Here is a 13,818-nt window from a genome sequence, read left to right as displayed (position 1 = left end):
AAACATCCTTTGCTTATTTAGGGTAAGTTATAATACCGGAGTATGGACATTGACCTCCAAAAGGTATGTAGGCATTTCTCCTGAATTTTTATCCCCTGATACTGTTTCCCACATTTTTATAACCGGCTGATCTGATCTTAAGCTCTAAATTTCCACAGTTGATTTTAAGGTTTAAGATTTCCTTTACGTCAAGATATTCCCTTGTAAAATTCGTAAATACCCGTTTTGGAGGTGTAAATAACCAGGAAGAGGAATCCCGGCTGAAAGGATCCTGTAAAGGGTTGATACGATCCTAACCCGAAATGGATTTTAAAATTTTACTTAGAAGTTGTATACTTTTTCGAAACTGAACCGTTATATAAATGACTGACAGGGAATGCATTCCAATTATTTAAAGTGTTTGGGAGGCGGAGATGGATAATGAAGTATTATTGGAAAAAATGTTTGCGAGTAAAATGAACATCATTTACAAATACCTTGTTAAAATAGGCTGCAGCCCTGCTGATGCTGAGGATATTGTGCAGGATACTTTTTTTAAAGCTATTGTTCATCTGGAAACTGTTGATCCTGATAAAATGGCTTCCTGGCTTTTTAAGGTTGCCTTGAATAGCTACTATGACTTGTGCAGAAAAAATAAGAAGCTTCCGCTGGCTTCGCTGGAGATGGAAAGTATTTTGAACAATATGCCGGCAGCAGATTATCTTCCGGAAAATTATGTTCTGGACAATGAGAGGAAGAAACAAGTAGCCCGGGTGTTGAATGATCTAAGTCCAGTATATAAAAACCTGCTGGTTTTAAAGTACATGGTAGAACTTTCCTATCGGGAAATAGCGGAATTGCTGGACATCAGCGAACAAACGGTGAGGACTTATCTTTACAGGGCCAAACAAAGATTTAAAGATACCTGGAGGGGGCTGAATTATGAATGACGAGAAAAAACTGACCGAAACCTTTGACTTTAATAGCAGTGAAACCAGAAAGATATTGCGAAGGGCTAAAGCATTTACTTTACTTCGGACAATTGCTGTCAGTTTACTTGTTTTTTTACTGTTAAGTGCAGCAATTGTTGTTATCAACGCGGGAATGTTAAACCGTATATCCAATGATGAATTGGCAAGTGAACAGAATTTTGACTTGGTGGCCAGACCCAACACATATATGAGTCAGTATCAGACTGATGATGGTTTTCTTACAGGAGAGCTGGAGTATGTTACGCACAGGATTGTTGGCAACAGGGCTGTATATAATGGGACTTACAAAATCCGGTATAATATTGTTCCCGTTGTTTCAGGTATTTCCGGCCATTCAGCCAGAGGGCAATTGACCCGTATCGAATTTAGAGAGGAGCATACTTATTATAACCGGGTCGGACACAGGGAAATGAAGTTTTATCATCCCCGTATTGAGTATGGAAACTACCAAAACGATCTTGCTCTGCTGGAAGAGATCGGGGAGAATAAATACCTTGAACTGGCGCTTTCCTTTGACCGGGATTACAGTTTCGAAGAAGTGCGAGCAATGCTTCCTGATGAAATAAAGACAGTCTGGTATTGGGTAGATACCTATAATGAGGAAGATTTGAGCGGAATGCAGGGACATTATGAAGAATTAAGAGGCAAGGATGGGCAGAAAATTGGTGAGAAAATATATCAAGAACCAGAGGTTTTGTTTGCCAATGAGGTATATGGCATGAAAGGAGTTGATGCCTGCGGAATAACCATAGAAGATCCCCGCCGTTCTTTCATCAATGCAATTAATTTTGGTTTAAATCATAAAAACCGCTATCAGGCACAATTCCAGAGGCTGTATGACAGGTTGAGCAGTGATAAGGGAGAGGTTACTAAAGATAATATCAGAATTATAGGAGTAGTAGTTACGGGAGATACTGCTTCCATGAAGCTGTTGAGGGATGAAGGTTATATAAAAGCAGCAACTTTAGGAATAGTAATAGATAAGTTTTAAAAGGAAGAATAAGCTTACAGGATGCCCTATTCTAAAGGGGGCATCTTTTTGTTTATTTTACTATCCTGATCTTGCAGGTAGCTTCAAATGATCTATTTTTTTACTTTACGCGTTTCTTTTATATATCTTGTAAAATGGTGAAAAAGGACGCGACAATTTGCTTTCAACTGTATACAGTAAAACTTAATTTGAACTTGCGAAAAGAAATAGCAGGTAGTAATTGTTTGAAATAGATAAAATAGGAAATAAGAAGATGGGACAAATTTTAGTATAAGACCGGCCAGTTGAGGCAGAATAGAATATAAAGGATTCAGTTTTAGGGGAGATCATGCAGAGGTGAGGAACAATTAAATTTATTTATTTTGATTATGGCGGGAGTCATTCTTCAGTTTTGGCCGCCAATATTCATGCCGGCAAACTGGAAAAAGGGAAAGTACCTTCTAAAGAGGATATGATGAAACTGCCTTTATTTGACAAGACCACCCCGGATGATTTTGGCAGGATCTATTATGTGGGTTCAGACCAGAAAGGGAATGAGATTTACATATTAGGTACGCAAAATTCCAACTTTGAGCCGGCTTTGCGCAGTTTGACCGCTTTGATGGAACTGGACAAGGAGTTTGTTCTGGTTTGCACCATGTCTTACGTAAATGTGGTTTTGCGTCTGGGCGGTTTTTTATCCAGGCGGATGTCCTGTCCTCTTTTGGGTCGTCCTTTTGTAATATGGGGTTCTAAACTGGCTTTTCCCCATCTGGAGAAATTAACAGAAATAGTTAAATTAGAGTCCTTGTGAGGAGGAATAATAGTGATCTATCTTTTTACCGGCAGGAGCGGGGTTTTTGAACCCTTGCTGGCAGCTTATACTTATCTTGGTAAAAGGGTGAAAGAGGAGGATGAGCCTCTGTTTGCCAGGGCTGAATATGACCGGGAGGGATTTCCGGTTTTTGTGGGTTTTGATAGGGAAGGAAACAGAGTATATACAATGGGGGTGCGCAACTATAAGCTGCTTGAGATTATATGTGCAGAACTGGATGAGGTAGCAGGAAGAAATGAAAAAACCATGAAAGTTATCCCCGTGGAGGTAAAAGGGGAAAAACTAACCGTATTTTTCACCTGGCTGGGGCAGAGTCTGCATCTTACCAAACCTTTCTATTTTTTGGCTAAACGATGGGTTATAAGCCGGAAGAAACTTATTGAGGAGGGAGGACGCAATATTGCCAGGTAGTTTTTGATACTCGGACAAAGGGCTGTCTTATTTTTTCCACTGCTGTGACTAAAGCTGTTCTGTTTTCGACCTAGTCATAGTTTTTTAGAGGATGGTAGTAAGGTGTCTGTCATTTATGCGGAGGTTTATAATCTCAAAAAGATTTTTTATATTTTATGTAACCTTTTCGGCTCATCAGTGCTTTGCCTTGGTAGTTTTTAAAATTTACCTGATAGGTTCTATTGCTTGTTTGGTCTATGGTATCTACCCAGTCGAGATTTATCAAATAAGACTTATGCGATCTGAGAAAAACGTCTCCCAATAAATCCTGTAATTCTTGAAGGGAATAATAAGTTTTATGAACCCGTTTGCATGTATGCAGTAATGAAATATTATTTTGCTTCTCAATAAATATTATTTCACTGGGATCAATCTGAAATATGTGATTTTTACTCTTTAGTATTAGAGGCTTTAGTTCGGTCTTTTTTTTCTTTGCGGCAATTTCCTGTACTAATTTGATCATGCGATTCTTGCTTATTGGTTTTAATATATAGTCGTAAGGATGTACTATGAAGGAATCCAAAGCATATTGAGCATACCCGGTAATAAATACTATAAAAATACTCTGGGTATGCTCAAATATGATTCTGGCAACCTGCAGTCCGTTGATATCCTGCCCGTCCAGCTCTATGTCGAGTAAAATCAGGTCGGGATTTTCCTCTTGGGTAAGGCTTATTGCTTCTTCACCACACGAAGTAGCTATGACCTCTGTTACTTCCGGTATTTGATTTAATATTTTTACAAAAAACTCCCTGGTATACTCTTCGTCTTCGAGTAGTAAGACCTTCATTGCTTCAACCTTCCCTCCTTTATTTCTTTAGGCATTTTGGTGTGTCCGGCTCATAGAGAATGAATACTTTAGTAGCACTAATATTTGCTGTTGCAATGAAAGTAAGCACTAGAGCAAGAGTAGCTGCTGGCAGTTTCATAAGTTTCTTAAACATATTTTCATCACCCCCGGTTGATATTGTCTAGAACCCTATCAATACTTCTGATGAGGTTATACCCCCACGGTGTCATTAATAATAAACTGCTAAGGGCTCCCAGGATAAGAGCAAGTAAATAATTATGCAATTGCAGTTTGCCTATCACAATACATGCAACACTCCAAATAATAATAAGAGCCGTCATATAAATTTTTTGTTTAGTACGTATTTTAGGATCAGTGATAGGATTTTTGTCAGTGCCAGGCGGAACCCACTTTGCTGTGACATATACTCCAAACACGAATGTAATGATTAACAGTATAAATAAAAGAAGAAAGGAAACGCTTAGTGTAGATATAGTGCCTAACCCTACAATTAATAAAGTACTTATTACTAAACACCGAATACTGGTGCTCATATGTACTCCCCCTCCAAAAAACCTAAAGGGAGCAAATACTGCTAGGAACATCAGTGTGTTAGGTAGACTTCCAATAATGTATGCTAAAATGAATACAACAAAAAAGTTAAAGACTGGTAGTAACAACAATTCCAATCCATAAGCATAAACTTCTATCTGATCTGGTCTTGCCTCTAAGATGTCACCCAATCTCCTGGCAATACTTTGTGCTATACCCTGAATCATCTTTTATCCTCCGAGATGGAAAATTCAAATAAATTGCGGTGCCTTTTTTAAACGAGGATATTTTTATTTCGCCGTTATATTGCTCAACAAGTTTTTTAGTTATATAAAGACCATATCCACGTCCATTAGAACCTTTGGTTGTAAAGCCGGGCTCATAAAACTTAGCTTCTGGTGGAAATGGATAACCATTATTAAAAATATAGACATAATAAGAATCATCTGAATATGTAAACTCAATAGCCACTCTAGGATTTTGTTCATCTTCCATGGCTGCTTCTATGGCATTATCTAGTAAATTTCCAATTATACTGCAGAGATCCCAGGGAGGAATATCCAAACCATCAAGCTCGCATTTCACGGCAAAAGCAAAGTCTATTCCTTGTTTTTCTGCAGCAGCTTTTTTAGTATTGAGTAAAGTAGCTAATGCAGGGTTATCAACGTAAATGTATTCATAATTTGGCCAATAACTCTCAGTAATCCCTTCTATATAATGTTTGGCTTCCTCGATTCTTTCCAACTCCACTAAAGCTTGTACTGTCTCAATGTGTCGCGCATATTCATGTCTTTGCATTTGAAGAGCTCTAAGAAGTTCTTCTACCTGGGTAAGAGTACTTTTTAGCATCATGGCTTTGATTTTATATCTAGCGTTTTTATCGATGTTTTTGATAGAAATAATACTCAAGATACTGAGACCTACGATAACTAAGTTTATATAAGGAATGCTATCTTTCAGGTTTGTTAAATTATCAGAAGTTAGTATTTGATTACTTATCAGTAAAAGTATCAGAGTTTGCACAAGGACAGTTGTAATTACTAACTTATCTTTGCTCACTGTACTCTCCCCTGGTTCCTAAATCGTATATAACAACATTAAATCTTCTACAAAGGAAATAAATACTTAGTATAAGCAATAGTACTGGAATAAATAAAACTATGTTTAAAAACGAATTAGTTATTACATCAGATACGGTATACTCAGTTATTTTAAAAAACGTCTGTAAAATAATATTTTCAATTACTCCATATAACATTACCCCTAGTAAAGAAGCTATAAAGCTATCTAAAAATGGCGTGTTGCCAATCAAACTGGTTAATACAGCAATACCCAGGATTATGCAAATCGTATTTACAGCTAGCGGGATGGGAAGTAACCGTATTAAATAACAGATTACTCCCATCACTAGTGCAACAATAACAGTTCGAGATAAATCAATTTTGAGATTAAATAAGCTAAACCCCATTAGAATTATCATCAGTGTTTGAGGAATAGATATTAATAAAGCTAAATACCAGGCTATAGGATGCATTAATATTTCCTCCACCGCTTGATTATTATACTTAGAAATTGTTTAATAAGTAAATTTGACATCTTTTTTTCATTTCCTTTATGCTCTATGGACAGTTACCATCAAAAATGGACATTTCACCACATGTATGTAGAAATTGTAGATTTAATCTGTATAATAATTTATGTCATAATTTTACCTGTATTTTAAAATTATTCCAAGGGAAGTGATGTGTCTTTTCTTGTAGTAATGTTTGTATTTTGTTTATGGAGGCTATCTGTGCTGATGTGTTCGCGGATATATATTATATGCTGAATTTTTGGTGCTTTTCACGAATCACTTAACTAAACAGTATAGGCAACCAGGCCAGAAAACTGATATTCCTTATAGAAAGGAGGTTTGAAGCTAATATCGGAGGTTGGAGGCAATTTATATTTTGAAAGGGGGGAAATAGTTCATTATTATTTGTTGTTTTCTGTCCATTTTAGTTTAGCAGTTACAACAGGCTATATTCCAAACGCAAAAAGAAATTCGGAGCAACAAATTTCAAGCATGAACTACCACCGGCAGAAAAAATTAAAAATATAATTGCTGCAGCTTTATTAAGTTTAACATTTTTATTTGGAACATCTGTTACGGTTATGGCAGGAGATCCCGTTAGTAACAATATTTGATATTTGTTCAGCCCCTATATATCTAGAGGTTGTTCGGGGTTGTCTGTATAAAACTGGATTAAAACGATTGGAGGTATGTAGCTTGAAGAGAACAAAAAGAATATTAGTTGGATTAATGGTATCCATAATGTTAACTACAATGGTTCCAGCCTTGGGTCTTGCAGATAATGCTGGACTTACTGAAAACGACACGCAAACAATTACAGTTTCTCCTCAAACACTAGAAAAAAACAGACTGATTTTAGAACTTGAAGAGGATGTTCAAAACATTATTTCTCTTGAAAAACTAGACGGTAAGGATCGAACTGCCTACAATAAGGCAGTCTTGAAGTTCTTGAAAAAGTGGAAAGGCATAGAAATAAATGCAGCTGATATTAATTCTTCACGAGCAATAACATCTAAAGTATTAGGAGTATCTGCTATAGGGCAGGAAACAATATATTACTGTGGACCCGCTTCGGCGAAACAGCTATTAAATTATAAGAATATCACAACGAATCCTAATGATAACAGGCCAGCTACACAATCTAATCTTGCATCTGATTTAAATACTAGTAGTTCAGCTGGTACCCCATTTCCAGGTACCTGGGAAAGTACATTAGAAGATTGGACACCATGGAATTGGCATACATTATGGTCACCAAGTAAAAGTGATTTAAAATATTATGTCAGAATTAATTGTGTAGCGGACCTACCTACTATTTGTGATACTCACATGGATGATTCTAATGGGTATTTGCCAGGTTATACTACGGAAAGTTGGCATTATGTAACTGCTGACGGATGGCGTGATGATGGCATTACCGAAGAAGTACATTATGTTGACCCTAATAGATATAAATCGCAAGCTTTTGGAGCTCATTGGGTTAGTTATGATCTAATGGCTAATTTAGTTGCTGATCGTGGTATAGTATGGTAATGTTTTTACCAAGTGATTAGCTTTTCTTACTGCTTTTGGCAGTGAAGGTATTTAATTTCAACGTTACCCTTTGTCCTGAAAAATACAATCTTCAAAAAAGTTGTGGGAGGGACATGTTTAAATGGTATTATTGAGATATCTGGATACCAAAAATCTTCGACTAGTTGTTCTTTTACTAGTGTTGATTATTACCAGCGGTTGCGTTAGAGAAAATGTTTCTATGGCACATTTGGCCTTATCATCTAAGGACAGTAAACTTGATTGTAAAACTATGGAAGAATATTTGTATTTCCCCGAAATTGCGGGAATAATGGCATCGGGTGAAGACGGAAAACTAATAGGTTTTTTATGGGATAAAAATAACCAGACCAATCAGCAGGTATCTTCAGCATTGTTCAGGATTGATCCCACCCACAAAACTGCTACTAAAATAATTGATCCACAATCTGGTTTTGAAATAATTAGTTTTGCGGAAAATGACAAATACTGTGTATGGGTTGAAAGGAACGAATTAAAATGGAGAATATATAAAAAAGATAAAGCCGCCAACGACAAAATGATTATTGACCAAGGACAGTATTTTAAAATGGGCGGAACAGATTATCCTTCACTTTCCTTGTATGGGGATATTTTGGTTTATGATAGAGAATTAGAAATACAACCACAAAACAAAACTTCTCAAATTATTAAAATTGAACTAGATAATCATAAAAAGACAGTAATTCAAGAAATAAGGGGCGTTAACCAATATTTGGGACACCCAAGTGTTTTCCTTAATAATGTGGTCTGGCATCGGGGTGAATGGACAAGCGAGATGAACGGAGAGATATATTTGTATGATTTAACAAAAGATTCTATACAGCAGTTAACAACTGATGATCCTTCCATATGTCCAGTTTTATGGAATGGTTATGTAGTATGGACCACATATGAGAAGGATACTCCCGAATGTAAGAACATTATGATATATGAATTAAAAAGTGGCAATTTATCCCCAATAACTGAGGCTGTGCCTTCTGATTTTGTAGAATATTGGGGAGCAACAGTAAGTGATGGGTTTGTTACATGGAATAATAATTTCCTAAATAGTAAGTTAGAGGTATATGATATCACTGCTAAGAAGAAGTATTGTCCACATTCAATAATAGCCCAAGAAAGAAGAATTTTTGGAAACTGGCTTTGCTGGAAAAATAGAAGTGAAGGTAGTGGAGTCTATATTATGTCATTAAGCCATATTCGAGAATAATATGCGATATAAAGGCAATGAGATATGACAGATAAGTTGCTTCTGATGTTTATATCATGGAAATAATTGGAGAGAGTGGGGGTGGTACCTTACGGAATGACAATGAAGCTCAAGAAATGGAACCCTAACTTCGTTTAATATTCCTGTTGATGAGGCTTCTTATGGGATTAGTGGAGAAAAGGCAGCTCAAATAGTACAGATTCTTATCCTTTCTTTCCCTCAGCTGACACAAATTTCATTTTCCCTTTTCACTAGGTTAAATTATGCAAACTTTTTTTTACAAGCTGCACCCCAAAAAATACCATTCAGGTTCAAAAACCTTCCATTTATTCCATTAATATTGACTTATTATTTTTTTTGGCGTATTCTGGTATCAATAGCAATTTGTAGGCATAACAATCAGTCTAATTAGCTGTTCCCATCAGGCTAAAGCGGGCAGAAACCAGCAAATAAGGGGATTTGCGCCTAACCAGGGTGCAATAAAATAAATACTCAAATATAGATATAACCTCTGATGAATTTGAGTAAAGAAAAGCAAAAAACTTTAAAAAAACTTAACCAGCATCGAAAGCTGACTAGTATAGTATCCGGATATATCCGTTTCCAAGAATCAGGCCGGCTGCAGGAAAAAAGATAGATGGAGGTGTTGACAAAAAAAGATTCAGAATTTGTGTCAAACTGATATGAAAGGAAATACTTAATGGCAAAACGATTAGTTTGAAATGTCCAAGGCATTAAAGTGATTGTCGAACAGAAGAGTCATTCCTTTAAAAGAGGGGGTGAAAAAGAAAAATTAGAATTAATAAACAGATAATCATATATATGGAAACAAACTTGCTAATTAGACTTTGGGTATTTATCTTATTATAACAGTTATTCGCGTTGATGAACTGGTAATTGATTACTAAAAACAAAGCTAAAAACTAATCAAAATCAAAGTAGTTGACTCGATATGAGAATATAACTATTACTAATTTATATATTGAAAAAGGAGGAATTACAACATATGAATCGTTTAATTATATTCTTCTGTTTGGTATTTGTATTCCTGTTCACTAATACAGGTATTGCTTTTGCTGCAAATTCAGGAATATCCGAAAGTATGTTAAAGAATCCAGAAATCCTACAGCAATGGGAACAGTATAAAACATTTTATGAAAATGCATTAGATAAAGGAAAGGGGGAAGGATTGCCTAGTTCCGAATATATGAAAGAAATGGAACGCCTTGTTTATGAATCAGCTAGAACTGGAGAGGATTTAAAACCAAGTCCCAAAATATTAAGAGAAATGGAAAAGCAATATGAAGAAACAATGAAAAAAGTTCATAAAGAAATGCTTAATGCTGAGCTACAGGATGTGAACAATCTAAGTGTAAAGTCTATTTCCATTGTTAATAAAGGTTCTACTTATACGTTTAACCAAGCAGATTGTGGTAGTTCAGGTGAGCATGGTGATACTGTTGGTGGTAAATTCAAACATGATTGGGGATGCGATTCCGGAGGATGGGCTGATGCTCTAACATCGTATAATCCTACAATCAATCCTGCATTATTTACACATACTGCAACTACGTGGGCAACAGTAGGCAAGAAAATTAAAGTTAATGGTACTGGAAACGCACGTATTTATTTTAATGGAGAATACGGTTACAGTTTGATAGGGAATGGTACTGCACCTATGGCTTTATCAGTTGGAACTATTGTTGCAGTAATTTACGACCTTACGGATGGAGTAGAAAAGAAACGTAAAGTTATACATAAACAACAAAACCCATTGCCAATCCCGTCTATGTACGAAGATTCGTTTAACGAATATATTGATCTTGAATTAGAGGATGATCATGTTTACACCCTGAAACTAGGAGTGGAAGCATATTGTTCAGGAGCCGGTTCATGTTATGCCGACCTAATAAATTATGGGGATAATCCTGGGGCAGGAGATGATGGAGTAGACTATAATTATATTAAAATAACGTGGCGTTAAAATTAAAAAGAGATTAAGTGGAAACAATTGGGTTTCCACTTAACCATGCTTAATAAATAATTCTATATTTAGAAAGAAGGGCTACAATGACCATCATAAAGGATGCTATTATTTGGTGGGTAAAAAATATTCGAATGGTTTGTGCAATTTTGGCGCCGGCTTTGGTAATGGCTGTCATAGTTAAGTCAATTTTATCTCAAATATTTATAGTAGAAGGGGATAATTTTTTAGGTATTGGCGCTCATACTATACGATATTTTTTCCCTGTTTGGTATGTAGTTGATGTTTGTTTTGCTTTGCTATGTATGGGGGCTTTACTGTATTACCTTGAAAATTCACCAACAAAAGACTTATCGTATAAGAAAATAATCATTGCGGGATTATATAATTGGCCTAAGCTTATTGCAACTGCTATCATTATAGGGTTTGTGGTATATGGCTTGCTATTACTAAATATGGCTGTTAGAAATTCCTTATTATTATTAATAGGACAGGTATGGGCCTTATTTATGTATTTTTTTATCCCCTGGCGTTATGGACTAATATTGCCTGTGGTAGTAATAGAGAAGCAGGGGATTTTAAAATCATTTGCAATCAGTGCTGATTTATCGAAAGGAAAAAGAGCTCAAATTTTAGCTGTTATAATAGGTTATTTTGTTGTAATAAATGCTTTGTTAATAGGATTGGGTCTAATATCAAGAGAATTCCTAATGCCTTCAGAAAACCTTGGAACGATACTAAATGTTACAGTTATGACTTGTGAATTACTAATAATCTGGTTTGCTTTTTCTATGTTATCTGTTGTATTGTTCTTTTTTTATAAATCCGGCAAATCTGCTTAAATTATGTCTATCTAGTCCCTAACCGAATCGGAGAAAGAAAAGAGCCTTTGAGTGTAGGAGTTTGCCTCCGATTTGTTGAATTGCGCCTTGGCCCCTTATTTATGTAAAAAATCTGTCTAAATCTAATGCTCTTTAAAAATTACATAAAATTAGACTACTAGAGAAATAAGTTTTCAAAATACTTATAAAAAACTCTGTTAAGCAACCTGTACCAAAATATTTTTATCTCTGTGAATTTCATAATAATCAGCAGGAGTATATAGTATCCAAGACTTCCATGTATTCTCCGGTTGTTATAATACTCTATATACTGGCTTATAATTTCATACGCTTCCCTGAAATTTAAAAATTCATTGCAGGTATAGCATTCTTCTTCCAAAGAGTTAAGAACTTTACAGGTTTTACATCCTTTTTCTATCCACCTTCTGGCTATATTAACCCTGTCGGTTAACGAGGGTTTTTATTATTAGTCAACTCTCTCAAGATAGCAATTTCTAATTCTTTTTCAGCAAGTAATCTTTTTAATCTATCGTTTTCAACACTTATTTGTTGAAGCTGTTTTTCTAAGGTTTTATTTCTATCCTTCCCAGCTTTAGGCAAAGTTTTTACAGACCCGGTTTTGCGATATTTTTTTAGCCAGGTATGAATAGTGTTGGATGAAATATTATAGCGCCGGGCTACAATAGCTACATTACCAGTTTCCCTACATTCTTTAATAATTTGTTCTTTTAGTTCATCACTGTACTGTTTTTTACTGCTTATTAATATCTACCCCCATTTGTTTAAAGATTATCATATTAGACAGATTTTCTCTAAATATTTTAGGGGGCTAAATAGATAGGATGTGGATATGAATAATAATTTTACTGATTGCTAAGATGTTTGATAGCAAAAGGGCAATCACGTAAATTTTTATAAAACTTGTCAACATTGTACTTTAATATTGTTAAAAAGCATGTTTGAAAGAGCGTTAACAATTAATTAGAGCTCAACTGAGTAGGAGGGGGTAATTAAGCCCCTCCTACTCAACTTATATAATCGGCTGCCAAAATGACTGAACGAAGGAAAAAAATACTGAGCTATTTGTAATTATCTTTATTTTTCTGTAGAGGTGTTTCAAGTTGTTTTAGTATTTTTATTAAGAGCTTATTTGTGTTTAATAGAACAATTAAAATAATAATTGGGACTGCTAAGCTAATAATTGGAACTAGCAGAGCCAAAACTACACCAAATTTTTGCATTTCCATGATATTTGCCCTCCAATAACTTATGTGGTTATGTCAGTCCAATGATTATGCTGGTCAACAAACAAATCTATCCAAGCAGTTCCTGTTACAATTGGTCGTCCTTTAATTTGGTACTGATATTTAAAAGACAATCTTGCATGAGCGGGATCAGAGTCCGTTTGCACTCTTTGAATAATTCTAAGCTTTGGATCCCAGTAATCACCAGCCACTACTGTGACTCTTTCATCCCACACCCTAAGTATTTCTGATCTTGGATAATCCCAGTCATATAACACCTTTGCTTTAAATTCGCCGGTTGTAAATGTAGTACTCTCTTTTACTTTTATTTCTTTCGTAATACGGGTGCCACAGGGAGCGACTTCGTTATTCCCAATTTCGACTATTTCTAGACGAATTTTTGACCCATCGGCAAAAGTATATTCAACTTTCGGATTATTTTCTGAAACATTTAAAAGGGAGGAAATCTGCTTGACTTTTTCGGGATTATCACTGTCTGGCAACTCGCCATTTCTTATCTTATCAATTAAACTACTTTGAGCAGTTTTTTCTATACCTAAATAATTCATGTTCTCTATAATTTTATTTTCATTGATTAAATTATTATCCATTTCTGTTGCTAATGCTGAAAATGGTGTAGATAGTATCATCATAGAGGCCAATAAAAAAACAAACATTTTTTTATTTTCTTACTGACTGACACATTTTTTATTAGTAATATTCCTCCTTTTCATATTTAACAGTTTGTTAGCCGAGCAGATTTTATATTCACCTGAATACGAAGGGACATTATATCTGCTCTTCAAAATAATATATGCGTTTAGCCCG

At 35.4% G+C, this 13,818-nt stretch carries 17 protein-coding genes; 8 read left to right on the top strand and 9 right to left on the bottom strand.

What is annotated here, in order from left to right:
• Positions 1–413: 413 nt before the first annotated feature.
• The 4 genes from H0Z36_RS05255 (at position 414) to H0Z36_RS05240 (ending at position 3,187) form a co-directional block, all read left to right on the top strand.
• Positions 414–929, top strand: coding sequence for a sigma-70 family RNA polymerase sigma factor (locus H0Z36_RS05255; protein WP_296864200.1), 516 nt, complete (start codon positions 414–416; stop codon positions 927–929).
• Positions 922–1,962, top strand: a complete 1,041-nt coding sequence (locus H0Z36_RS05250) for an anti sigma factor C-terminal domain-containing protein (RefSeq protein WP_296864199.1) — start codon at positions 922–924, stop codon at positions 1,960–1,962. Before H0Z36_RS05255 ends, H0Z36_RS05250 begins: the two co-directional genes overlap by 8 nt.
• Positions 1,963–2,308: 346 nt before the next feature.
• On the top strand, positions 2,309–2,755 hold the full coding sequence (locus H0Z36_RS05245) for a DUF3189 family protein (RefSeq protein WP_366508869.1): 447 nt from the start codon (positions 2,309–2,311) through the stop codon (positions 2,753–2,755).
• Positions 2,756–2,767: 12 nt separating this feature from the next.
• Positions 2,768–3,187, top strand: coding sequence for a DUF3189 family protein (locus tag H0Z36_RS05240; RefSeq protein WP_296864198.1), 420 nt, complete (start codon positions 2,768–2,770; stop codon positions 3,185–3,187).
• A gap of 133 nt (positions 3,188–3,320) precedes the next feature.
• Here H0Z36_RS05240 and H0Z36_RS05235 read toward each other — a convergent pair whose 3' ends face one another.
• Genes H0Z36_RS05235 through H0Z36_RS05220 form a run of 5 tightly spaced genes read right to left on the bottom strand, consistent with a single transcriptional unit; the run spans position 3,321 to position 6,102 of the window.
• Entirely contained in the window at positions 3,321–4,016 is a 696-nt protein-coding gene (locus tag H0Z36_RS05235) for a LytTR family DNA-binding domain-containing protein (protein ID WP_296864197.1), read from the bottom strand.
• A gap of 19 nt (positions 4,017–4,035) precedes the next feature.
• Positions 4,036–4,155, bottom strand: a complete 120-nt coding sequence (locus H0Z36_RS10655; RefSeq protein ID WP_366508868.1) for a cyclic lactone autoinducer peptide — start codon at positions 4,153–4,155, stop codon at positions 4,036–4,038.
• A 22-nt stretch (positions 4,156–4,177) separates the two neighbouring features.
• A complete protein-coding gene (locus H0Z36_RS05230) occupies positions 4,178–4,795 on the bottom strand; it encodes an accessory gene regulator B family protein (protein ID WP_296864196.1) in 618 nt (205 codons plus the stop codon).
• The gene (locus H0Z36_RS05225; protein ID WP_296864195.1) at positions 4,752–5,627 is read right to left on the bottom strand and encodes an ATP-binding protein; all 876 of its coding nucleotides are present in this window, start codon (positions 5,625–5,627) and stop codon (positions 4,752–4,754) included. Before H0Z36_RS05225 ends, H0Z36_RS05230 begins: the two co-directional genes overlap by 44 nt.
• Complete coding sequence (locus H0Z36_RS05220; RefSeq protein ID WP_296864194.1) at positions 5,614–6,102, bottom strand: hypothetical protein; 489 nt, start codon at positions 6,100–6,102, stop codon at positions 5,614–5,616. Before H0Z36_RS05220 ends, H0Z36_RS05225 begins: the two co-directional genes overlap by 14 nt.
• A 735-nt stretch (positions 6,103–6,837) precedes the next feature.
• Here H0Z36_RS05220 and H0Z36_RS05215 point away from each other — a divergent pair.
• The 4 genes from H0Z36_RS05215 (at position 6,838) to H0Z36_RS05200 (ending at position 11,746) form a co-directional block, all read left to right on the top strand.
• Complete coding sequence (locus tag H0Z36_RS05215) at positions 6,838–7,674, top strand: C39 family peptidase (protein ID WP_296864193.1); 837 nt, start codon at positions 6,838–6,840, stop codon at positions 7,672–7,674.
• Between the two features lie 121 nt (positions 7,675–7,795).
• On the top strand, positions 7,796–8,920 hold the full coding sequence (locus H0Z36_RS05210; RefSeq protein ID WP_296864192.1) for a hypothetical protein: 1,125 nt from the start codon (positions 7,796–7,798) through the stop codon (positions 8,918–8,920).
• 1,006 nt (positions 8,921–9,926) lie between these two features.
• Complete coding sequence (locus H0Z36_RS05205) at positions 9,927–10,904, top strand: hypothetical protein (protein WP_296864191.1); 978 nt, start codon at positions 9,927–9,929, stop codon at positions 10,902–10,904.
• Between the two features lie 86 nt (positions 10,905–10,990).
• Positions 10,991–11,746: a hypothetical protein gene (locus H0Z36_RS05200; protein WP_296864190.1), complete on the top strand. Its 756-nt coding sequence runs from the start codon at positions 10,991–10,993 to the stop codon at positions 11,744–11,746.
• A gap of 157 nt (positions 11,747–11,903) precedes the next feature.
• On the opposite strand, the gene H0Z36_RS10650 is transcribed toward H0Z36_RS05200, so the two are convergent.
• From H0Z36_RS10650 to H0Z36_RS05185, 4 genes are all read right to left on the bottom strand, one after another.
• Complete coding sequence (locus H0Z36_RS10650) at positions 11,904–12,125, bottom strand: IS3 family transposase (protein ID WP_366508866.1); 222 nt, start codon at positions 12,123–12,125, stop codon at positions 11,904–11,906.
• A gap of 68 nt (positions 12,126–12,193) precedes the next feature.
• Positions 12,194–12,508 (bottom strand): transposase, encoded by a 315-nt coding sequence (locus H0Z36_RS05195; protein WP_296864380.1) that lies wholly within the window; start codon positions 12,506–12,508, stop codon positions 12,194–12,196.
• 317 nt (positions 12,509–12,825) lie between these two features.
• A complete protein-coding gene (locus H0Z36_RS05190; RefSeq protein WP_296864189.1) occupies positions 12,826–12,993 on the bottom strand; it encodes a hypothetical protein in 168 nt (55 codons plus the stop codon).
• A 20-nt stretch (positions 12,994–13,013) separates the two neighbouring features.
• Positions 13,014–13,667 carry a hypothetical protein gene (locus H0Z36_RS05185; RefSeq protein ID WP_296864188.1) on the bottom strand — a complete coding sequence of 218 codons (654 nt, stop codon included), beginning with the start codon at positions 13,665–13,667 and terminating at the stop codon, positions 13,014–13,016.
• Positions 13,668–13,818 lie beyond the last annotated feature (151 nt).

The sequence above is a fragment of the Thermosyntropha sp. genome (genome assembly GCF_017656155.1).
Lineage (GTDB): Bacteria > Bacillota > Syntrophomonadia > Syntrophomonadales > Syntrophomonadaceae > Thermosyntropha.
Note: the sequence above shows the minus strand (reverse complement) of the source record. Positions and strands in the feature narration are given on the sequence as shown.